The sequence below is a fragment of the Micromonospora sp. NPDC002411 genome (assembly GCF_053592955.1).
The window spans coordinates 1-21,342 of the sequence record NZ_JBSFBM010000077.1 but is presented as its reverse complement, the minus strand read 5'-3'; the positions used below and the strand labels follow the sequence as shown (position 1 = coordinate 21,342).

The 21,342-nt window shown below is 67.9% G+C and carries 23 protein-coding genes and 1 pseudogene; 16 read left to right on the top strand and 8 right to left on the bottom strand.

The genetic code is table 11. The features are described 5' to 3' along the window. The first annotated feature begins 446 nt into the window (after positions 1-446). Positions 447-572: a hypothetical protein gene (locus ACWCO3_RS12265; protein ID WP_280116493.1), complete on the top strand. Its 126-nt coding sequence runs from the start codon at positions 447-449 to the stop codon at positions 570-572. 87 nt (positions 573-659) lie between these two features. Here the strand turns inward: ACWCO3_RS12265 and ACWCO3_RS12260 are convergent, their stop codons facing one another. From ACWCO3_RS12260 to ACWCO3_RS12250, 3 genes and pseudogenes are all read right to left on the bottom strand, one after another. Next, the gene (locus ACWCO3_RS12260; protein ID WP_450009894.1) at positions 660-1,271 is read right to left on the bottom strand and encodes a hypothetical protein; all 612 of its coding nucleotides are present in this window, start codon (positions 1,269-1,271) and stop codon (positions 660-662) included. Positions 1,272-1,567: 296 nt separating this feature from the next. After that, entirely contained in the window at positions 1,568-1,990 is a 423-nt protein-coding gene (locus tag ACWCO3_RS12255) for a DUF6086 family protein (RefSeq protein ID WP_450009892.1), read from the bottom strand. A 516-nt stretch (positions 1,991-2,506) separates the two neighbouring features. Continuing rightward, positions 2,507-2,749: pseudogene (locus ACWCO3_RS12250) on the bottom strand (hypothetical protein); the annotation flags it as partial. Positions 2,750-2,977: 228 nt separating this feature from the next. Here ACWCO3_RS12250 and ACWCO3_RS12245 point away from each other — a divergent pair. From ACWCO3_RS12245 to ACWCO3_RS12225, 5 genes are all read left to right on the top strand, one after another. Continuing rightward, on the top strand, positions 2,978-4,162 hold the full coding sequence (locus ACWCO3_RS12245) for a low temperature requirement protein A (protein WP_167524871.1): 1,185 nt from the start codon (positions 2,978-2,980) through the stop codon (positions 4,160-4,162). Between the two features lie 155 nt (positions 4,163-4,317). Then, the gene (locus tag ACWCO3_RS12240) at positions 4,318-4,656 is read left to right on the top strand and encodes a HEAT repeat domain-containing protein (protein ID WP_357936891.1); all 339 of its coding nucleotides are present in this window, start codon (positions 4,318-4,320) and stop codon (positions 4,654-4,656) included. Between the two features lie 835 nt (positions 4,657-5,491). Beyond that, positions 5,492-7,063, top strand: coding sequence for a nucleotidyl transferase AbiEii/AbiGii toxin family protein (locus ACWCO3_RS12235; protein WP_450009890.1), 1,572 nt, complete (start codon positions 5,492-5,494; stop codon positions 7,061-7,063). Positions 7,064-7,238: 175 nt separating this feature from the next. Continuing rightward, a complete protein-coding gene (locus ACWCO3_RS12230; RefSeq protein ID WP_450009888.1) occupies positions 7,239-7,880 on the top strand; it encodes a transglutaminase-like domain-containing protein in 642 nt (213 codons plus the stop codon). Next, positions 7,850-8,056, top strand: coding sequence for a hypothetical protein (locus ACWCO3_RS12225; RefSeq protein ID WP_358053365.1), 207 nt, complete (start codon positions 7,850-7,852; stop codon positions 8,054-8,056). The genes ACWCO3_RS12230 and ACWCO3_RS12225 overlap by 31 nt, the downstream gene beginning before the upstream one ends. 80 nt (positions 8,057-8,136) lie before the next feature. Here ACWCO3_RS12225 and ACWCO3_RS12220 read toward each other — a convergent pair whose 3' ends face one another. From ACWCO3_RS12220 to ACWCO3_RS12210, 3 genes are all read right to left on the bottom strand, one after another. After that, positions 8,137-9,732: an MFS transporter gene (locus ACWCO3_RS12220; protein WP_450009886.1), complete on the bottom strand. Its 1,596-nt coding sequence runs from the start codon at positions 9,730-9,732 to the stop codon at positions 8,137-8,139. Positions 9,733-9,812: 80 nt separating this feature from the next. After that, positions 9,813-10,448, bottom strand: coding sequence for a class I SAM-dependent methyltransferase (locus ACWCO3_RS12215; RefSeq protein WP_450009884.1), 636 nt, complete (start codon positions 10,446-10,448; stop codon positions 9,813-9,815). Further along, positions 10,445-11,404: an NAD(P)/FAD-dependent oxidoreductase gene (locus ACWCO3_RS12210; RefSeq protein WP_450009882.1), complete on the bottom strand. Its 960-nt coding sequence runs from the start codon at positions 11,402-11,404 to the stop codon at positions 10,445-10,447. Before ACWCO3_RS12210 ends, ACWCO3_RS12215 begins: the two co-directional genes overlap by 4 nt. 95 nt (positions 11,405-11,499) lie before the next feature. Between ACWCO3_RS12210 and ACWCO3_RS12205 the strand changes: the two genes are divergently transcribed. Genes ACWCO3_RS12205 through ACWCO3_RS12195 form a run of 3 tightly spaced genes read left to right on the top strand, consistent with a single transcriptional unit; the run spans position 11,500 to position 13,213 of the window. Then, positions 11,500-12,096 carry a helix-turn-helix domain-containing protein gene (locus ACWCO3_RS12205; protein ID WP_358053374.1) on the top strand — a complete coding sequence of 199 codons (597 nt, stop codon included), beginning with the start codon at positions 11,500-11,502 and terminating at the stop codon, positions 12,094-12,096. A gap of 59 nt (positions 12,097-12,155) precedes the next feature. Then, the gene (locus tag ACWCO3_RS12200; protein WP_450009896.1) at positions 12,156-12,380 is read left to right on the top strand and encodes an acyl-CoA dehydrogenase family protein; all 225 of its coding nucleotides are present in this window, start codon (positions 12,156-12,158) and stop codon (positions 12,378-12,380) included. A gap of 14 nt (positions 12,381-12,394) precedes the next feature. Continuing rightward, positions 12,395-13,213, top strand: coding sequence for a class I SAM-dependent methyltransferase (locus ACWCO3_RS12195; RefSeq protein WP_357936898.1), 819 nt, complete (start codon positions 12,395-12,397; stop codon positions 13,211-13,213). 354 nt (positions 13,214-13,567) lie between these two features. On the opposite strand, the gene ACWCO3_RS12190 is transcribed toward ACWCO3_RS12195, so the two are convergent. Further along, positions 13,568-14,272 carry a hypothetical protein gene (locus tag ACWCO3_RS12190; protein ID WP_450009879.1) on the bottom strand — a complete coding sequence of 235 codons (705 nt, stop codon included), beginning with the start codon at positions 14,270-14,272 and terminating at the stop codon, positions 13,568-13,570. Between the two features lie 1,050 nt (positions 14,273-15,322). Here ACWCO3_RS12190 and ACWCO3_RS12185 point away from each other — a divergent pair. Then, positions 15,323-15,490 (top strand): CPCC family cysteine-rich protein, encoded by a 168-nt coding sequence (locus tag ACWCO3_RS12185; protein WP_450009877.1) that lies wholly within the window; start codon positions 15,323-15,325, stop codon positions 15,488-15,490. A gap of 344 nt (positions 15,491-15,834) precedes the next feature. Then, the gene (locus ACWCO3_RS12180; RefSeq protein ID WP_145783393.1) at positions 15,835-16,329 is read left to right on the top strand and encodes a GNAT family N-acetyltransferase; all 495 of its coding nucleotides are present in this window, start codon (positions 15,835-15,837) and stop codon (positions 16,327-16,329) included. Between the two features lie 630 nt (positions 16,330-16,959). Here ACWCO3_RS12180 and ACWCO3_RS12175 read toward each other — a convergent pair. Beyond that, positions 16,960-17,589 carry a VOC family protein gene (locus ACWCO3_RS12175; RefSeq protein ID WP_450009875.1) on the bottom strand — a complete coding sequence of 210 codons (630 nt, stop codon included), beginning with the start codon at positions 17,587-17,589 and terminating at the stop codon, positions 16,960-16,962. A gap of 284 nt (positions 17,590-17,873) precedes the next feature. Here ACWCO3_RS12175 and ACWCO3_RS12170 point away from each other — a divergent pair, with 284 nt between their 5' ends. From ACWCO3_RS12170 to ACWCO3_RS12150, 5 genes are all read left to right on the top strand, one after another. After that, positions 17,874-18,977, top strand: coding sequence for a hypothetical protein (locus ACWCO3_RS12170; RefSeq protein ID WP_145783387.1), 1,104 nt, complete (start codon positions 17,874-17,876; stop codon positions 18,975-18,977). A gap of 3 nt (positions 18,978-18,980) precedes the next feature. Further along, the gene (locus tag ACWCO3_RS12165) at positions 18,981-19,313 is read left to right on the top strand and encodes a hypothetical protein (RefSeq protein WP_358163167.1); all 333 of its coding nucleotides are present in this window, start codon (positions 18,981-18,983) and stop codon (positions 19,311-19,313) included. Beyond that, a complete protein-coding gene (locus ACWCO3_RS12160) occupies positions 19,310-19,591 on the top strand; it encodes a hypothetical protein (protein ID WP_450009873.1) in 282 nt (93 codons plus the stop codon). Before ACWCO3_RS12165 ends, ACWCO3_RS12160 begins: the two co-directional genes overlap by 4 nt. A 282-nt stretch (positions 19,592-19,873) precedes the next feature. After that, the gene (locus ACWCO3_RS12155; protein WP_358074284.1) at positions 19,874-20,368 is read left to right on the top strand and encodes a hypothetical protein; all 495 of its coding nucleotides are present in this window, start codon (positions 19,874-19,876) and stop codon (positions 20,366-20,368) included. Positions 20,369-20,478: 110 nt separating this feature from the next. Next, positions 20,479-21,327 (top strand): NB-ARC domain-containing protein, encoded by an 849-nt coding sequence (locus tag ACWCO3_RS12150; protein ID WP_450009870.1) that lies wholly within the window; start codon positions 20,479-20,481, stop codon positions 21,325-21,327. The last annotated feature ends 15 nt before the right edge of the window (positions 21,328-21,342 follow it).

Below are 21,342 nucleotides of genomic sequence, written 5' to 3'. Positions count from 1 at the left end.
CCGGTTGGACGACGGCCGCCGCCGCGGAGATCGTGCAGAACGGGTCGTTGCTGCTGCCGGTGCCACCGCTGGCGGAGCAGCGGTTCTGGTCCACGTCTGCTCGCGATCGTGATCGCGGCGGTGATTTCGGGATCGAGCCGCGTTGTGGAGATCGTCGAATGGGCCGCCGACCTGCCGGACGCGGCGTGGGATCGTCTCGGTGCAACCCGCGACGCGTCCACCGGTGCCCGGCCCCGTCCGTAGTTGGTGCGCTGTCGAGCTGTCAAGGCCTGCCCGCCTCACAGGCCGGTCGCGCCGCCAACCAGGAGCCGACCCCAACGGGCCGCTGATCGAGGACCCCGCGCCCTTAGCGCAAGCTCACGGGGCGCACCGCGAACGATGTCAGCCCCGCCGGCGGCGCGACTTACGAAGAAGCCCCGGGCCACCACGTCCAAGGTGGACCGACGGTGGAGATCACCGTCATCGGGCCCTACGCGGATGAGCTGCATCCGCCGCTGTTGGAACGGGTGGAAGCCATTGCCGGGTGTCGCTTCGCCGCAGCGTCACCGGAACGGCCCGCACCAGCGCAGTAGCCACGATCCGCCCGATGGTTGACTGCCCTGCGGCACTGAGCGTGGCGGGGCGCCAACTGCCGACGATCCGCTGGAATCCCCGTCGATTCACGCGCGGAGGACGAACGTCGGCACAGCGATGAGGATGCCGGCCAGAGCGCCTGCGACAACCTGCCCAATCGTGTGATCACCCAGCCGCACGCGGGACCAGCCCACCAGAACGACGATCGCCAGCGATGGGATCAGCGCCGGCCCGAAGACGATGATCAGTACGCACACCGAGCCGCTGGCGACCGCGGCGTGTGCACTGAGCTTCCATGCCTGGTTGATCGCGGTGACGATGAGCAGCACGGCGAACATCACCACGACCATGGCGACGAGCGGTCGAGGCGCGCCGGCGAGGACGAGCACGGCGAGACCGACGAGGACGGACAGTAGTCCGTAGACCAGGGGCCTGCGGCGCTGCTCGCGTACGCCGATGTGGTGGTCGGTCAGCCGTCCCCGTCGTACTCCGACCCAGATGACGGCGTACGGGACGACGGAGCAGAACAGTATGGCGAGCAGTGCCCAGCCGAGGCCGGTCATCACGGCGGGGGCGGTGCTGTGCAGGGCGATGATCAGTGGCATCAGGGCTGCGAAGACGGCCGGTGCACATGCTTCGGTGACGACCCGTGCCACTTGGGAGGTGCTGTTGGCAGGCAGGTCAACGAGTGCGGACACCGTGGGGTTCTACCTCTCGGACGACTGCGTATCAAGAGACAACGCTTCGGATGTGGCGTGCGCGCGTGACGGTCTTTGCGGCCATAGGGGTTTCAATCGCGCGGGCTACCTGGGCGAGCCACGTCACCTGGTCGGCGGCGTCGAGGTCACCAGCGGCCGAATCTCGGGACGGCCCCAGCGGTAGGGCGATTGCTTCGGTGGCCTCACCCGACGGGGCGCGCCGTCGAGCCGGGACGCCAGTGCCGCACCGATGACGACGGCCAACCAGGGCTCAGCCCCAATTCGGCAACCGGTGATCAGTACGGCATGGCCCGGGCGCTTTCCTGCCGAAGCTCCCGGAGGCGCTCAGCATCACCGGGCGCGGCCAGGCCGGTAGTACCAACCGAGACGTCCCGCCAATCAGGCGGCGACGGGTTGCTCAACGGGCCGATGTCACGGCCGGCACGTTCGACGATGACGAGCGCGGTGGCCGTGAACCCCTCGATCAATGACCGGAGAATCGGATGCCGGGATCCTATGTAGCGGCGGACGAGCACGTCGACGAACGCGGTGAATTCGTCAGCGTCGATCCAGTATTCGTCGCGGATCAGCATCGGCTCAATACCGGTCGACACGCCTTCCGCCTGGGCAAGAGCATCGGCGGTACGGACGAAGAGGTCGGCGACGCCGTTGGAAGGGTTCCACAAAGTCTCATCGCCGATCTTGAAGTCTTTACTCACGAGATCATGATCGTGTATTGAGCGACAGGTCGCCGCCCGGGAGTGCCTGGACACCCCTTCGCCTCCGGCGGCAAGGGCTACCCGACCGTGGACCCGGGCGGCTCTGAGATGCCCGGCCGATCCGGTCCCGCCCGCCGTACACCACAGGCAGCCAGACCGGGCAGGCGCGGCCCGGCAGGGCGATGCCTGTCGACACCGGTGGCGGGGCGTCGGCCGTGACCGGGCCGGGGCGACGCGACCGGCGACGACCCTGACGGACAGGCGTCGGCGGGCGTCTTGACGACGGCATGACCGACCGGGACCGTGCCGAGTCCCCACCCCACGCACTCGCTGACGGCTGGTTTCGCTGGACGTTCCCCCGTGCGGGGCATGAGCGCCGATGGCATGGCTGGACGAATTGCTCTCCTGCACTGGTAGTTGCGGGACAGCATCGAGAGCGCACCGTCAGGTGAGGTTGCGAAGAAGGGCTGGCGCCGCAGGTGCGGGACTGGGCCGCTTCCCGTGATCGGTGCCGAGTCACTCGAGGATGCCCGGGACGTCCGGCGCTTGGGCGGATTTCGAGATGTAATACGTGGCGGTGGCCTCCTCGCTGGATTGTCCGAGCTGTGCTGCGGCGCTCTTCGTGTCGGACTCCTCCTTGAGGTGGCCACTGTCTTACGGAAGGCGTGTGGGGGTGACCCAGGCGAGGTCAGTGTCGGCGCGAACTTCACGCCACTGACGGCGGACGTTGTCAGGTGACAGCCAGGTGCCACCTCGGGCGAACGACGGGTGCAATCGCCGCCGCCCTGGTGGCTCTCAGCTCGGTCGCCGGCCGGCGACAAGCCACACTGTTAGGTGGTGTCTGCACAGGTCCGCGCTTTCCCGCAGCTCAAGACCGAGTTCGGAGTCGCCAGTCCGAGGTGAGTTAACGGATCGGTCCCCTGATTGACGCCTGACGCTTGTGGTGAAGCCGGAAATTTCCGGCTTGATCGTCGATATGCTGTCGGAGTGCCGACCACGCCTCCCGAGAAGGGGGTCATCTGGGAAGAGCTCTTCTTCGACCTGGCCTTCGTGTTCGCACTCACCCAGTTCTCCCACATGTTGCACGAAGATCACAGTTGGGCGGGCATCGGCCGGGTACTGCTGCTGTTCGTAACCATCTATTGGGCCTGGGTTGGCACCACGATCTACACCGACCAACGCGACGTCGGCAACGCGCTGGACCGGGCTGGCGTCTTCGCTCTCGGGCTCGGCAGTCTGCTACTGGCCCTGACAGTCCCCGGTGCCTTCGATGATCGAGGCCTGCTGTTCGTCGGTGTTTACCTGGCGATGCGGGTACTGCTGGCGGCATTGGCCTTGCGCACCCCGGGCGGCTGGCGGTCCCCGGTCTTTCGCCCTTACGGGTCGGGTCTGGTGGCTGGTCCGCTGCAACTGGCGGGAGGCCTGCTGCACGGTACGACGCGAATAGTGCTCTGGTCGATTGCGATTCTCGCCGATCTGTCCATCACCACGCTCACCCGACGGACGCTCGACAAGGTCCGCGTCCGGCCGCTGCACTACACACACCGCTACGGGCTGCTGATCATTCTGGTGCTCGGCGAGTCGGTAATCCAGGTCGGGATGGTAGCCGTGGACGAGCCGTTGACCCTCGCCCGGTTGGTTGCTGTATGCCTCTCCTACTCGCTGGTCTGCGCGCTTTGGTGGGTGTATTTCATCTACGGTGTCCGGGCTTTCCGGCAAGCGGTGGCCCGGGCCGCTCAGCAGGCAGACATCCGCCGCTCCGTCATGATCTACGGTCACTTGCTGTTCAGCTTCGCGATCATCACGGTGGCCGTCGGACTGTCCGAGGCAGTGACCGAGCCCCTCGAGCCGCCTCGGGCCAGCGAGGGGACCGTGCTCTTCGGTGGCGCTGCGCTCTTCCTCGGCACCTTTGCCTACACCCACTGGCGGATCCACCGACAAATCGCACGACGACGGATCGGCGCGAGCGTGCTCTGCCTGATTCTGCTGCCGCTAGCACACCTGGCGCCGGCCCTGGCCGCCCTGGCGACCCTGTTTGCCGTGGTCGCCGGAGTGAGTGTGCTGGAAGGGATCATCCTGCACCGCCACCCGATGATCGGGGACCACGCGGCGGAGGGTCAGATGGGTAGCGACCCGGATCACGCGGACAAGGGCCCTGTGGTGCGCGAATGACACGGCCGGCGCAGGCGACCGTGGAACGGCGACGGACTGGGTTTCCTTCTTCAAGAGCCCGGTCTCGTCCGGGATCAACACGCCATCCGGTTCACCCAGCCACCGCCGATAGTGCCGGCACCCCCGATGCCGCTCAACCAGCTAGCCTCAACGGCGTGACGAAGCGGTTCCAACAGGCCATGCAGCTCATGCGCCGCCATGACCCGCAGACCAAGGAAGATGGCTTCCACCTCCTGCTGCCCCACGCCGCCGACCACATCGACGAACTCATCGCCGAGTTCGCTCAGGAACGACACGACCACGGCTTGCGCTGCTGGCTGCTCGAACTCGTGGGCGAAGCCCGCTCACCCCAAGCGCTACCGGTACTCACCGAACAACTGCACGACGGCGACGAGTCACTCCGGTATTGGGCCGCCAAAGGACTGGAAAAACTCGACACCAGACAAGCACGGCAAGAGCTGTGGAAAGCACGAGCCAACGGACTCGTCGACTGACCCCTCAACGGCCAGATAACGAACTGTCACTGCCGTACTAGGCTTACGCGAACTTCTGAGTGGCGCTGAGCGTCAGCGGTGGTGAGCAACGGATCATGTACTCCCACCGACACGAACCCCGTCCCTGCGGTAGGCGGGCAGCGTTGTGCAAAGGCGATGTAGTGGGCTGTGGTCGTACGGTCGGCGTCAGCATCTGCGCTTGGCAAGTTTCTTGCTGAGAAGTTTGTACTGTGGCTGAGCCCTCTCCATCAGCAGATCGTGGGCAGGACGTCGTCCCAGGCTGCCATGACCCATCAGCAGGGTGCCGCCAGGGACTGTCTTGGTGCTCTCGTTCGTAGTACGCCTCGAGAAGGCCCCAGCTCCGCAGCAGGTTGCCGGAGACGTCCAAGATCCCCTCCTGGAACGGTCGGCCAAGCCGTCGCTCGAGCTCTGCCGGTCGATGATCGGGGGGAATTCCGCGTACCCGGCCAGTGGCCAGCAGTTCGAGGGCGAGTTCGACCGCCAGCTCGCGATCGCGTGCTCGGTAACCCATCGAAGATGGCTAGACGCAGAGATCATGTTGACGGGTACCTCCCGCCGGGGTCTGACTCGGCCAGGCGCTGATGTGAAGGCTGGCGAACCGCTTCCCGTACCTCAATCCGGCCTTCGCAGCCGAGCTCGCAGCAGCAGCCGATGGCGAGCGTCGGCCCGCAGTCGGGTTCGGTGTGCAGGCGTCGAGCCTCGTCTCTGGCGTGAGGGTCAGTGGTGACGCCTGAACACGCTCCGGGAAGGCTCTGCCCTGCCGCATCGGGTAATCGAGTTATTCGGCCTGAGGGTCGTGCCATAAACTCCGCCGATGCTTGAGGTATCGGGGGATTTCGAGATCCACATTACGGCTTACGCTTCTCAGGCCGAGAAGCTGCGGGCGTTCGCCACCGAGCATGGTGTGAAGTTCGTCCATATTGTGCTCGACCGTGGCGCGTACGCCTCTCAACCGATGCTCAGCCTGAACGGGCGAGGCACGCTGACCGAGCAGCAGGGCGCGGTGCAGCGTTGGCAACACGAGTTGCGTGAGGCGGGGATACACCCGTGCCGTTCGAAGATCGAGGCAGCGCCATGGTGTGCAGGCGTACCGCAATCGGATGAGCAGGCGGCAGCCGAGCCGGGTGGCCGGTATTTCGAACATCACGTCAAACTGCTGCTACCGAGTGCGGCGGTGGCGGATCTGATGGCTCTGACCGATCTGGTCGCGCCGCACGGGGCGCGGCTGTCCCGCAACGCCCGCCGGCAGTTTGCCGACGGTGCGCAGGAGCGGTTTGTCAACCAGCGATGTCACGGTGTCGGGCTCGCCGCGGCCAAGCAGAGGCTAGATGAGCTTGTCGAGACCCTCCGGGTCGCGGGCCACGAGCCCACGACGGTGGAGCAGGAGTACGTCGTCTTCGACAGCCACCTCCATTACGACGAGGGTTGGCTGGACTCGCCCAAGCCGGGCCCCAGCAGGTGGACGCTGGAGCGCGAGAACAGGATGAGGTCCGCGCCGGCCGGCTCGCCGGACTACCCGCCGACCTACCAGCCACTGTCCGCCGGCTCGGCCGTGCGCCAGCGGGCGGCGTTCGACCCGGCCCTTAAGCAGTACGCGAACGCCTACCGTGCCGGTGAGCCCGACTTCCTTGCGGCGGCCACCGGCCAGCTGTGGACCAAAGCCCGACGCGCCGCCATGCATCACGTCTTGGCGGCCATCGCCGCAACTTCCTCAGGTCAGCATCTGGTTCTGCGCGGCAGCGTCACCATGGCGGCTTGGGTCGGCGACGCCGCCCGCGAGCCGGGCGACCTCGACTTCGTCGTCACCCCACACACCATCACCAGCGACAGCGTCGACGCCCGCACGCTGCTCGATGACATCAAGACCGCGATCCGAACCGCAGCGGGTGCCGGTGTGCAGCCAGACCGGATCACCGAGTCCGCCATCTGGACCTACGAACGGGCGGACGGACGCCGCCTGCTCATCCCGTTCAGTACCCCGGAGGCACCGCCCGGCCACGCACAGATCGATATCGTCTTCGGCGAACAACTTCCTCTCCCACCAGAGATGCTGATCCTGCCTGACGTCGACAAGCCGTTACTGGCCGCGCCCGCCTCGCTGGCCCTGGCGTGGAAGCTGCTGTGGCTGGCCACCGACATGTACCCGCAAGGCAAGGACCTCTACGACGCAGTCCTGCTTGCCGAACACACCACTGTCGACCAATCCCTCGTCCGCCAGCTCATGCGACCGGAACTCGGCGCTGAAGCCGATACCTTCGGGGCCGAGACCGTGCTGTCCTGGGAGGTCGACTGGTCCAACTTCACCGACGAGTACGCCGGAATTACGGGCACCGCCGAGCAGTGGGCCAGGCGGCTCGCACTGGCCCTCGACCATGCCTGGACCTGACCAAGCCAGAACAGGTCGGCACGACTGGCAATCGCTTCATCCGGCTGTCGTAATACTTGGCAGCGCGCGACAAGCGGGCGATCAGTGCGCGTTGCCGTAGCTGTGCCCGGGAATGAGGGTGGCAGGCTAAGCGTGGCTGCGGTGAGATGGCGCCGTCACCGTAACGCGATGGGGCATGGCGCGAAGGAGCAGCCTCGAACCCGACTGGACAAGCGGCGGGGAGGGGACAGCTATGCAACTGGTCGCGGGCGAACCGATGGATTACCTGGGCAGTGACATGGTCGTCGAGGTGGACCATCCGGCAGTGCGGGCGTTAGCTGGTGAACTACGCGCGGCGCATCCGGACGACGTCGACTTCACGCGGGCCGCCTTCGCATGGGTTCGTGACCGGATCCGGCACTCCGTGGACGCCCAGGATCCGCGGATCACTGTCACCGCTGGCGAGGTGCTCAGCGCTGGCGTCGGCCTCTGCTATGCCAAGTCGCACCTGCTGGTGGCCGTGGCCCGGGCCGCCGGCGTTCCGGCCGGGTTGTGCTACCAACAACTGACCGACGGTGGAGAGCCTTTCCTGCACGGCCTCGTTGCCGTATACCTGGCCGGCGGCTGGCATCGCCAGGACCCGCGCGGCAACCGCGCTGGCATCGACGCTCAATTCCGCCTCGGGCGTGAGCAACTGGCCTACCCGATCACCAACGGATCGGCCGGTCTCGACTTTCCTGAAGTGCACGTGCGCCCCTCGCCCAATGTGATCGCAGCCCTGCGCGGTGCTCGAGACGCTCTTGAACTGTGCCGCGCAGGGTTGCCCGCTACGCCCTGAGTCGGGACAGCCGCGACGTCGATGACGAGGCCCTGGCGCACATCTGGCCGACTCACCACGAGAACGTGCACTTCTACGGCCCCCACTCCGTCGACATCGACGGCGAGCTCGCTCAGCTCGACACGACGGCTACCGGCCGCTGCGGCTGGCCCCCGGCCAGCGCGGTTAGCAGCTGACCGGGGGAGGGCCCGTGAGGAGCGGGGGGACGAGCGGGACTGAGTCTGGCTGCAGGATCGCGGCGTGTGCCAGGCCGGTGCTACCCGGGGATGGTGGCGTCGCTGGCCGAGTTCGGTGCGGTTGCCGGTGTGATCGGCGCGGTTCGTTGAGGGCCCCGGGCCAGGACGTAGACGAACAGGATCGTCATGACGGCGACTCCCGCCCACATGGCTTGTTGCCAGCCGTCGACGAACGATTCCTGGGCGGCGCGGATGAGTGCGGGTGCCCGGGTGCCGGCGGCGTCGGCCGTGGCGATGGCGTTGGCGATGCCTTCGCGGGCGGTGTCAGCGGTGTCGCCCGGGATGGTCTCGAGGCGACCGTTGATGGCGTTGCGGTAGCCGGCGGTCAGGACGGCTCCGAGCAGGGCGACGCCGAGGGCGGTGCCGAATTCTCGGGTGACGTCGTTGAGGGCGGACGCGACGCCTTGACGTTCGCGGGGCAGGGCGGAGGTGATGGCCTCGGTGGAGGGGGTCTGGGTCAGGCCCATGCCGAGTCCCATGGCGAGCATGCCGGGCAGGATGGCGAGGTAGCCGCCGTTGACGGAGACGAGGGTGGCCATCAGCGCCAGGCCGGCGCCGCCGAGCAGGATTCCGGCTGCCATCGTCGCGCGAGCTCCGGCTCGGGCGGCCACTCGGGGGGCGAGTCCGGAGGCGAGCATCATCATCGCTGCCATGGGCATGAGCGCGAGGGTGGAGCGCAGTCCGGACCAGCCGAGAACGGCCTGGAAGTAGGGGAACAGCACGACGAAGATCCCGGCTTGGACGCCGAACAGTGCCAGCAGTGCCAGCGAGCCGCTGGCGAGGCGCCGGTCGCGGAACAGGCGCACGTCGAGCAGGGGTGCTGCCCGGCGTAGTTCCCAGGCCACGAACCCGATGGCGGCGACGATGCCGACGAGCAGGCTGGCCACGGTGACGGGCGAGGTCCAGCCGTGGACCGGGCCTTCGTGCAGGACGTAGATGAGCGCGACCACGGCGATCACCGACGTCAGGGACCCGACCATGTCGAAGCTGTGCTGCGACGTCTCGCGGGAGTTCGGGACGGCTCGCAGGGCCGTGACGGTGGCCGCGGCCACGAGCACGACCGGTAGTAGGAACAGCCACCGCCAGTTCGCCCAGTCGACGAGGACCGCGGACAGGTACATGCCGAGGATGCCGCCGCCGCCGGCGACGCCGGTCCACACACCGATGGCTTTGGAGCGTTCCGTGTCGGGGAACGTCGAGGTGATGACGGCCAGGGTGACCGGCATGATCATGGCGGCGCCGACGCCGGCGAGCAGTCGGGCGGCGATCATCATCTCGGATGAGGTGGCCAGGCCCGCCGCCGCGCTGGCGACGCCGAACAGGGCGAGGCCGGCGAGCAGGATCGGCTTGCGGCCCACCCGGTCGCCGAGGGCGCCGAGCGGGAGCAGCAGCGCGGCCAGGCTGAGGGTGTAGATGTTGATCATCCACAGGACGGTGCTCTGCGAGGCGTCGAACGCGACGGCGACCTGCGGCTGGGCGACGTTGAGCCCGGAGACCGAGGCGATGACCGCCATCAGGGCGATACACACCGCGATCAGGATCGCGCGACGCTGGCGCGGGTCGTGAATCGTCGCGTCGGGGACGCTCACGCTCGGGGAACTGTCGAGGGCAGGCATGCGCGGGGTTCCTTCCAAAAGGGCGCGATGGGGTACGGCGCCGGGGTGGACCTCGGTCCCGGCGTCGCAGAGAAAGTGGTTCAGGGGCGGCGGGTGGCGCGCACGACGACGTCGTGCAGCGAGACCGTCTGGCCGCCGGGCCCGGGCACCGGGCGCCGGTGCTCCTCGGCGGTGACGATCTTCCAGTCGGCCGTATTCAGGACGGCGGTGATGTCGGCGAGGGTGACCGTCGCCTCGGCGGGATGCTGATGCCCGTGCCCGTGCCCGTGGCCGGTGTGCAGGTGGCCGACGATCAGCAGGGTGCCGCCGGGCGCCACCCAGTCGGAGATGCGCTGGTAGAAGGCCAGTTGGGGCATCGCGGGGTGCGCGTAGTGGGTGGTGACCAGGTCGAAGCGCATGCCCGGTTCCCAGACGGTCAGGTCCGCCTCCACCCACCGGATGGACTCCGCTTGCCCGCCGGCGGTGGCGCGGTCGGCGGCGCGGGCGAGGGCGTCGGCGGAGATGTCGGCGGCGGTGAGCTGCCAGCCGTGGGAGGCGAGCCAGATCGCCTCGGCGCCGGCGCCGCACCCGGCGTCCAGGGCGGTGCCCGGTGCCAGGCCGGCGGTCTCCTGGGCGAGGTAGGGGTTGGGTGGGTTGCCGGCCATGGAGCCGGCCTTGTCGCCGTGGGTCTGCTGCCAGTGCTGTTGCCAGTAGTCCTTGTCGAAGCTGTGCGTCATCGGAGGTTCTCCTCGTTTGTCAGCCGGGCGACCGCCCGGTCGGTGTCCTCGGCGACGAGGTCGGCGTTGAGGTGGGCTGCGGCGCGGGCGCCGCCCGCGGCGGCCGCACCGACCTGGGCGGACAGGTCGGTGGCGTTACCGGCCGCCCATACCCCGGGCACCGAGGTCCGGCCGGTCTCATCAGCGGCGATGAAGGAACCCACCGGGTGTTGCGTCGCGGTGATGCCGATACCGGCGAAAACCTCTGCTCGGGCGACCATCCGCGGCGCCACCGCCACGGTCTCGACCGGTACGACCTCGTCGTCGTCGAGACGGACCCCGGTCAGCCGGTCGTCGACGATCTCCAGCCCGGCGACGCCGCCAGCGATCACCGGGATGCCGAGCGCGTCGAGTTTCGCCCGGTCCTGATCGCTGAGTTCCTGGTCGCCGCTGAAGTACCGCACGTCATCGCTCAACTGCCGAAACAGCAGCGCCTGGTGCACCGACATCAGCCCCGTAGCGAGCACACCGATCGCGTGGTCGCGGACCTCCCAGCCGTGGCAGTACGGGCAGTGCAGCACATCGCGGCCCCACCGCTGCCGCAATCCGGTGATGTCCGGCATCTCGTCAACCAGGCCGGTGGCTATCAGCAACCGGCGCGCGTGCAGCACAGCACCGTCACGTGTCGTCACCGCGAACCCCAGCGACGTGCTCACCACGTCAGCAACCTCCGCAGAGATGATCTCGCCGCCGTAGCCGGTGACTTCATCGCGGCCGCGTCTGAGGAGCTCCAGCGGGCTCAGTCCGTCGAGAGCCAGCAGGCCGTGCACGGCCTGCGCCGGCGCGTTGCGGGGTGCGCCAGCGTCCAGGACCGTCACTCGCCGCCGCGAACGCGCCAGGATCAACGCCGCGCTCAACCCGGCAGCACCGCCACCGACCACGACCACGTCCCGCACGGTCTCTGCCTGCTCCACCATCTGCCCTTCCCCCTTCACTACCTTCGCCGGTGACTTGATCCTGAGCTGGCTGGCGAAAATCTGCAAAGTTCCTTGCCGAATGGCAAAATGGGGTTGTGGACGACAACCTGGACCGCACCCTCGACGCGGTCGGCCCGCGGCTGAGGCAGCTGCGGCAGCGCCGCAACATCACCCTCACTGACCTGGCCGAGGAGACTGGAATCTCCGTCAGCACGCTGTCGCGGCTCGAAGCGGGCCTGCGGCGCCCGACGCTCGAACAGCTGCTCCCGCTCGCCCGCGCCCACAGCGTTACCATCGACGAACTCGTCGACGCGCCGCTGACCGGTGATCCTCGGATCAACTTGCGCCCCATCGCCGCTGGCGACGGATCCACCATCCTGCCCCTGACCCGCAGGCCGGGAGGCATCCAGGCCTACAAGTTCGTCCTGCCCGCAGGCGACGACAACCGCGTACCCGACCTGCGCACCCATGAGGGCTACGACTGGGTCTACGTCCTCAACGGCACCCTGCGCCTGGTCCTCGGCGACGACAACCTCACCCTGCAACCCGGAGAAGCCGCCGAGTTCGACACCCGCACCCCCCACTGGTTCGGCGCCACCAGCGCCGGGCCCGTCGAGTTCCTCAGCCTCATCGGCAGACAAGGCGAACGCGCACACGTACGCACCACACCAAAACCAGCCACGTCCCAATGAGCAGCAGAACTGCACGCCCCCGCGACCGGCCCGAGTAGCCCGCTCTTCGCACACCACACATAGCGGAAGCACCGGAAACCACGAAAGGCGCCTGCCCTGACGGCTGGGCGGCCGCCGGCAAACACCTGGCCACCGCGGTGCTGGCCGAGGTTGCCGACGAGGCGCTGCAGCTCTCCGGTGGTGACGGTTACCGGCGCGGCCATCCGGCGGATCGAGCCGTGCGTGACGCAACCGGCCTGGCGCTCGCCGGCGGCACCACGGAAACTCATGCTCCAACAGATTGATCGAGGGTGACACGATGACACAGCACTCCGTCCCCGAGTTCTGCTCCGCCCCCGGATGGGACGCCGACCGCTACGACCGTCAGTTCGGCTACGTATCTGCGCTGGCCGGCGGTGTCGTCGAGCTGCTCGCTCCGGTGCCCGGCGAGACAGTCCTCGACCTGGGGTGCGGCACCGGTGAGCTGGCCGCCACGATCGCGGCGCGCGGCGCGCGGGTGATCGCGGTCGACGGCGACCCCGCCATGGTCGCCTCGGCCACCGCCCGGCTGGGATCGGACGTGCTGCTCGCGGACGGCCACGACTTCCTGATCGACGAGCAGGTCGACGCGGTGTTCTCCAACGCCGCGCTGCACTGGATGACCCGTCCGGCGGAGGTCGTCGCCGCCGTCCGTCGTGCGCTGCGTCCGGGTGGGCGGTTCGTCGCCGAACTCGGCGGTGCGCACAATGTGGCCGGGATCCTCGCCGCCGTCCGCGCCGCGTTGGCCGAACTGGGCCTGACCGAGGGCGCCCGGATGCCCTGGTACTTCCCGAGTCCAGGGCAGTACGCCACCCTGTTGGAGGCACACGGCTTCCAGGTGCTGCGGATGGACTACTTCGACCGCCCCACCGAGTTGACGGATTGTCCGGGCGGCGTCGCCGACTGGGTCGCCATGTTCGGCGCGGAGCTGATCGGCCATGTGCCGCCGGACCGGCGCGACGCCGTCCTGGCGCGGATCAACGAGCTGGCCGCGCCGACGTTGCTGCGCGACGATCGCTGGTACGCCGACTACCACCGGCTGCGCTTCGCCGCCGTGCGGGAGCCGGCGGGCGCGCCGGACGCGGTGGTGATGCGGTGACCTCGCCCGCGCGTGACTGAGCCGACCGCGACTTCGGGACGCCGGCGTTGCAGCTCGACCCCTACCCGTGTACGCGGCGCTGCGGGCGGCGCAGGGCCAGTCTGTCCTCTCGACGTCGCGCCGCACCTGGTTCGCGACGGACCACGGCGCCGCCGGTGTGGTGCTGGTGGACTGGCCGAAAACTATATCTAGGCGGCCCGCAAGCGGACCGCGCCGGCCCGGCCCCAGCCTGCTGGCGACCTCCGGCCGGCATGGGCCGGGCCAGTCGGCCACACTTGGGGACGACACGGTCGAAGACCGCGGGGCTTCACCCCGAATCCCGGCCCCTCAGAGTTCCGTCGCAGCAGCGCGGTTTCAAGCGTTGCCACCGGGCCCCAGCAGCAAACTGACCTGAGCCAGCATGTCTGACGACATTTCCCCAGGGCGGCGGAAGGCGTACCTACTCTCGCTGATCCGTCCAGTTGGGGTCAGAGTCCAGGGCTGCGGACCCCAGCAGCTCTGCTCCTCAAGGAGTATCCGAGCCAGCGCCCCGGTCTCTCCAGTGGCGCCGCAGGCGGTCAACATCGCCGCGAGGACGTCGTCCGCGTCTTCGGGGAGGTCCGCGTCACTTATGATCGGCAACAATAGAAGGAAGGTCTGAGGGTCAAGGCGCGCCGCCGACCCGGCTTCGGCCGCCTTATGCGCGACGGCGAGCAACTCTGGCCAGCACAGCCCCGGCCCCCTGAAGCAACCTTCGACCCTTGCCAGGGGAACGGTCGCCGTCCAGTCAGGACGGTGCAGCAGATAGTCGTACCCTCCTTCGCCGGGAAGGTTGCGGTACAAGACATGAAGCACGTGCCCTGCCGAGAGCGGGACTGAGAGCACTGGCCACCTGTGCTGAGCGCTGACCCTTTCGAAGAACTGCAACAGGTCGTCCTTGCTGACCCCGAAGCCCGCACACAGCGGCTCTTCGACGCCGTTGGTGCATTGCAACAAGTGGCACGCCCAGAAAAGTGGCTCGTCTGTCAGGTACGCCCCATCGACCAAGGGGTCGTCCTCATAGCCTGGAATCACGGGCATCGGCCGATTCTGGCACAGATCTCTGACCCCAGCCTGACCCGCGCGGGTCAACGGCAGCCAGCTCTTGGACTGGCTGCCGACATGGCGCGGCAGGCCAAGTGAGGGTGGGTGGCGCGCGTCTTCCGGCCGTGTCCGCACTTTCTGAAACGAGGGCTGCCGTCGCCAGCGTCCGACATCTGGGGACCAGGCGGGGACCACGCGTGGTGCACGATGCTGAGCGGTGCCCCGTCGGGAGCACGCCTCGATCACCGGCACACTGTGTGTGACGTACTTGGCCTTCGTGCTCTCGGACTGGTTGCTCAGACCGTAGGTGAGCCGGTCGGTGAGAGCGTCAGCCAGAAACGACAGCCGAGGCGCCCTGAGAGCCGGTGTCGCTGGCCGTCCACGCTGGTGGCGGGACAGCGGCTCTATGTTCCGCTCTAACGTCTGATACTCGGGCTGGATGACCAACTGGGTGACGACGGGCGCGGGCAAGGCCGAATGTCCGTGGACTGCGGTGGATGGTTCGGACAGCTCAACTCTGCGGCCGGCCTTCACACCGAAGGCGTCAGGACCAGTGCTGTCGATTGCAGTGCCCGATTCGCCACCGTACCGTGACTAAATGTTCGAGGTCCTGTTCGTGCTGGCCGCTCTGGTCGCTACCGTGCTCGGAATAGTGGCGGTGCGCAGAACGCGGGTCAAGCGATTGGAGGGGCCGGGGGTCAGCCCCTACGCCGACGGTTGGTGGGTTGCCGGCCACGGTCACAGGAGTGACGGTGGCAGTGCCGACGGGAGCGGCGACGGCGATGGCGGAGGCGGGTGATGGCTCGCAGCGACCTCTCTGGCTCCGGTGCCCTCGTAGCTCGGAGCCAGGCAATACGAGCGGTGGCACCACCTCCCTGAGGTGAAGGCTTTCTGTGCTGAGCCCGACACTTCACGTGGATCGACAACGAGAGGCACAAGGTGTGGACGAGCGTTCCGGTAAGCAGGAGGGACCGTCCGCAGAGGAGCTCGTGAGTCGCGGCCAGATGGTTTGAGCAGTACATCGAGGCGTTGAATCTGCGATCTGTAGTGGCTGAAGCGGGTAGCGGAACGTACGCGTGTCCGTGCTGCCGGCATCCGACGCTCGAGGGGCGAGGTCACTTCCAGATTTGCTTCGCCTGTGGCTGGGAAGACGACGGGCAGGATGACGAGGATGCTGACACGGTGCGGGGCGGTCCAACGGTTCGCTCAGTCTGACGGAGGCCCGGCGTGCCTATGCCGAACGGCCGGTCAGCCTGGCTGATGCGCGGCGTGCCTTTGCCGAGCGACAAGCCCGTTGGGAGCGCAGACGCCGCCGATCGGCGCCTGAAACAGGCTGACCTGTGTGGACCCCTCAGACGACCGCTTCCGCGCTCTTGCGGCGCGTAACGCAGGTCCTGCTGACGATGTGTCACGCAGGTCATGAGACCGGACAGCCGGCTGCCGGTGATGTCGGGTTCCAGTTGATGGGTGACAGGTCGTCGGTCAATAGGCCTGGTCGTCACACCCCGTCACCGGATACCGGGTTGCCTGCTCGCGACACCTGCGGCACCCTACCCCGCGTGATCGAGACGCGTGTGCTGAGCGAGGGCGATTGGAAGATGTGGCGGGAGCTGCGGCTTGCTGCGCTGGCGGAGGCGGCGTACGCGTTCGGTTCTCAGCTGGCGGACTGGCAGGGCGAGGGCGACCGTGAGGAACGCTGGCGCGGTCGGCTGGCCATCCCTGGCGCGTACAACATCATGGCGATGCTTGACGGGCAGCCGGTCGGGATGGCCAGCGGGGTACCGACCGATCAGGACGGCGTCGTCGAGCTGATTTCGATGTACGTGGCGCCGCTGGGACGCGGCCGGGGCGTGGGCGACCACCTTTTGCAGGCGGTCGAGCAGTGGGCTCGGCTCGTGGGCGCGGAGACGCTGCGCCTGGCCGTGGTGGAGGGCAACCAGAACGCCTGGGCGCTGTACCAGCGGAACGGCTTCCGTGACACGCGTGAGCTCGGCGACCTCATGCCCGACGGCGTGCGTCGGGAGCACATCATGGCCAAGAGTCTCGTCGCTTAGCGGCCGGCCGGCGATTGAGGGCCTTCGACCAGGGCTTCACAGACGGTAGCCAGCGGGTCGGGGATCGTGTAACGCATCAAGCGAAGTCAACCTGTAACGCATCAACCGGAGTACGACACGGCTGCCGGCGAAGTGGTGAGAACCTTTTGTACGTCTTCAGGGTGGCCCTGAATGGGCCGCACGCGCCGCCACCTGGGCGCGCGGCCGTCGCTCCGCTGGCGGCCACGCAACACACCCGGCGGCTGGCGCGGAGACCGGAACATGTTCTCTGATCGCAACGAGAAGTAGACGTACTGATGTACTCGCATATCGCCGATCACGACAACGGTGGGCGCAGCAAAGAGCCGGCAATACCGTCTTGTGCCCGGTCCGTGCCCGAGACAACGGTCAACACGGGCCGACGATGGCGCTCGGACGGCCTCAGCCTGAAAGCCTCGTGCTCCTCTACCAGATGGCATGGGTTAGCAGGGCATGTCTGCCGAATCGTGCGCTAGCGGCGTCAAGGTGGTCCGCAAGCAGGTCGCGCCGGCCCCAGCCGGCCGCGATGACGGAAGACGTGACCCCTAAACCGCAGGGCTACGCCCCGAATCCCGGCCCCTCCGCAGAGAACCGTTCCAACCGCAAGCAGCCCTATTCGCGGCCGACCCAGGTTGCGACGCACGCCTCGTTGCCCTCGGCGTCAGCCAGTACCCACCACATCGGCGCGTGCGCCTCGGAGACGAGGTGGCCGCCCGCGGCCAGGGCGGCGGCAATGCGGGCCTCGGCTTGATCGTGCGGGACGGCGATATCGAGGTGCATGCGGTTGCGCTGTGGACGCGCTGCCTCCATCTTCTGTAACCCGAAGCCTGGTCCGCGGCGTGCAGGGTCGGCCAGGTAGGTGTCGCTGATCTCGCGGTAACCGAGCAGCGCCCGCCAGAATGGCAGCACCTTCGCGCTGACGAGCACGTCGAGGGTGACGTTGATGAGCTGTACGGCGGTCGGGTCGGCGGGAATGTTCAGCGCCCTGGCGGCGGCCGAGATTTGCCGGGCGAGCTCGATGTCGCGCCGAGACAGGGACACTGTGACGCCGGCGTGGCGCAGGTCGACACTGAGGTGCCGCTGCTCGTCTTCGCTGGCGAGCTGACCGATCTCATCGACGAGCGCGATGCCTTCAGTCAGCGAATCAGTCCGGAAATGGGCCGAGAGCAGGTGGTAGAGGGACCGCCAGTCCTCGACACCGTCGGCCTCGTGGAACTGCCTGGCGGTGATCTGCACAGTCATGCTGGCGACGCTAACTCGGCGAAATGGACCGCTCCTTCGACGCCGCCCGCTCCAGGCGGTTACGGTCCGCCGCCCGGCGGGACCTCCGCGCCGCCGTCGGCGTGAACCGGTCCTGATCGTCAGGGCGGCCTGCCTATCGCAGACAACGCCCGCTCCTGCCGCACTACGGATGACGTCTCGTGTCGGGCGGATGACTGTCCGCCGAGGAACCCGTTGACGCTGTTGATCACAGACGAGTACGGTTCGTATTCGCGAAAGAGCCGAACGACGTTCAACGGGGGAACATGAGCGGCTTCTACGTAGATCCTGCCGGCCTGGACGGGCTGTATAACGTGCTCCACCGGGCATCGAACGACGTCACCGACACGCTCGCGTACGTCAAGCGGCATTGCGACCTGTCTTTCGCCGAAGAAGGTCTGCTGGTCATCTTCGCCAGTCCGCACAGAGTGACGTACAACCGGATGACGCAGGGCCTGCAGCGGTTGGAGATGGTGAGCCGAGGCGCCGCCACTGAGATCAACGCGGCCCAGCTTGCCTACGCCAGATCCGACGCGGAGTCGGCAAGCCGGCTCGACCAGACCTATCCGGGCGCGAAAGACCCGGCGGCGATGTGGGGCGCGCTCAGCACTGGCCGTCCCGACCTGTGGCCCACCGCTCCTCGCTCTCCGTTCGCTGATGTCACCGAGCCGACCAGTAAGCTCGTGCCGCCCAACTACGCGACCGCCGTCGAGATGTGGAAGATCAACCCTCTCGCGGATCTGATCAGCCCTGCTGCCTGGCTGCGCCAGGTCAGCGTGTGGTTGTTCGGGCACGACCCCTTTGAGGACTGGAGCAAGCAGCTCAGCGGCGACTGGGACGCCTATATCCACTGCGCTGCGGCCTGGCGGATCATCGGCAACGCGCTGCTCGAAGTCGGCCGCAACCTCGTCACCACCACTGCGGACGTCCCGGAGGTTTGGCGCGGCCAGGCTGCGGAGGCTGAGCAGGAGTTCCAGCTCAAGCTCGGTAGCGCGGCCGCGGCCCTGCACCCGGCGTGCGATCAGTACGCCGAGCTCTACACCAAGGCTGCCGAAGCTGCCAAGCATCTCTTCGACGTGGTCAGTGGCCTGATCACCAAGCTCATCGACGTCCTGATCGTCGTCAACCTGGCCTCGGCCGTCGGCACGGCGACGATCGAGACGGGTATCGGGCCGGTCGTAGGATACGGCGTGGCGGCCTACTACGCCTGGCAGGCGTACGACCTCTACAAAGAGATTTCGACCTTCTACGGTAATGCCGAGGCCACCTTCAAGGGCATCGCCGGCGCCATTGGCATGATTCAGGCTGGCGCGGCCGTCGCCGCTCTTCCCGACCTCCAGCCCTATCAGCACCCCGGACAGCAGGGATAGGCCATGACCGACGACATCCATCGCCAGCCGCTGGCTCGCGCGGTCCTGACGACACTCGCCAAAAGCCGCGCCGGCAACGACCCATTGGGTTCCCTGGCCCGCGCCGTCCTCAGCGGTGATGCTGACCTGCGCACGGCGGCGACGTTCTCCTGGCACGGCCGGGCGCTGGACGATGCCTTCACGGCATCGCTCAACGAGCGCGACGCCCTCTCGCGGGACGAGCGCATCGAATGGGAACGTCAGGCGCGGCAGCTTCGTGAGGCGGGCGCAGAGCTGACCGTTGAGGTGGAGGCTCTGGACAGTCCCGCGACCGAGGGCCGGGAGGAACAGCGGTGAGCGCCAGCATGCGATGGAGGCTGGCCGTCCCGTTGATCGGCCTGAGCCTGCTGTTTGCGGTCCCGACCATCTACGGCACCTGGGTGTTCTGGTCCGAATTCGGAAACACCTACCGGTCGCTCAGCATCATCATCTGCCTGGCCCTGCTGGCGCAGTTGGCGTTGGCGGTGTCGATCGGCGTACGGCCGAGCCGGGATGTGCCCTGGCTGCGGATCGGACTGATCGCGGTCGCGTTCCTGGCGGCCTGCGGTGTTGCGGCGGTGCGAAGGTCGTTCTGACATCGACCGCACCGAAACGGGGTCGTTACTGATGCCGATCAGGCTCCTTGGTGGAGCGTGGCGTCACGGTCACCGCGCCGAGGTCCGCGGACGTTGGCGGACCGGGCGTTCGCCTGCTTCCCAGAGGCGGGTCGATGGCAGAGCGTACGAGCGCTGGGGTTCGACAAAGAGGCACCCTCGTGCGCAAGGCGTGTGGGGGAGGCCCAGGCAAGGTCAGTGTCGGTGACTGTGCTGACGCGGGGTCCCTCACCTCGGCTGTGCCCTTCACGAGGGCACTTCCGCGTGGAGCAGGACTGGCATCATGGCCGCATGCCGAGCGATATCTGGGTGTCGATGGTCTCGCTGGGTGGTGTGGCCCTCGGCGGTGTCCTGTCCTTCGGGGTGCAGCATCAGACCCAGCGCTCGGCGGAGCGGGCCGAGGAACGGCGGCGGGGTGTTGCTCAGGCGGAGAGCCGTCGCGTGGAACGGCTCGCCCAGCTTGAGAGGTTCATCGAGGTGACGGCTGAGGCGGAGCGGTGCGCGTTCACCCGTCCGACGAGCTGGTCGGTCGGCGACGAGTGGCTCGTTGCGACGCAGGCTGTGATGAACCGGGTCTGGGTCTCGGAGCGGCTGATCCGGTTGACGTTCCCGCTCGCGGTGCATGAGGCGGCGCGGGCCTACTTCCTCGATCTCAACCTCGTCGTCTGGGAGGGGCTGCCGGACGGGGAGAGCGTCCGGGACCGTCTCGAAGCGAACCGCCTGGCGTTCCTCGACGCGGCGAGGGTGGCTCTCGGTTGAGTGGCGTCAGAGGCCGTGGTAGCCCGCGTCGTCTCGCCGGGAACGGAAACGGTGTTCCTGGCCGGCATGCGGCGCTATTGCTGGTGACCGTATCGAGTCTGCTCTCAGTCGTGCTGGCTGTCGTGGTCAACGTCGCGACCGGCGGTGAACTGCCCGAGCCGGTCGCGGCGTACGGATGGCTGGCCTGGCCCACGGTCGTCGTCCTGACCCTGACCGCGGTCGGTCTCGCCCTGTGGCAGCACCGGCTGGGACAGACCAGCCAGCCTTCGGCGGCACCGGTTCCCCCGCCCGCGGACAACCCGGCGCCGCCGAGTGAACTTCCGGTCGCCCCCCAACTCGTCGGCCGCGAGGCGGAGCTGGCTGCTGTCGAGGAGCTGGTCGGGGCGGGAGCCCAGGTCGTCGCTATCTGCGCGGCGGGGGGCACCGGAAAGTCGGCGCTGGCCCTGTCGTACGCCCATGGGGTACGTGAGCACTTCCCGGACGGCCAGTTGTACGTCGAACTGGGCGGGGCCAGTGCCACGCCCGTGCAACCACAGGAAGCGCTGATCCGGTTGCTTCGGGCGGTCGGCCGAGACGCTGAGGAACGGCGGGGCACGCTCGACGAGTTGTCCGCACGCTTCCGGTCGGCGGTCGCCGACCGACGGCTTCTCGTTCTGTTCGATGATGCCATCGACGCGGCCCAGGTGCGACCGCTGATCCCGGCAGGCGCAGGCTGTCTCACAGTGGTCACGAGTCGCCGGCTGCTCGCCGATCTGCCGGGAGCCGCAGTCCTGACCCTCGACGCGCTACCGCCCGGGCAGGCACTGAAACTGTTGAGCGCGACGGTCGGAGCGGATCGGGTCGCGGCCGACCCCTCGGGGGCGCGTCGGCTGGTCGAGATCTGCGCGGGGCTCCCGCTTGCGGTGCGCATCGTCGGATCTCGGCGGGTCGTGGGATCTTCGCGATGCTCCAGTCGCTGATCACCCCGGTGCTGC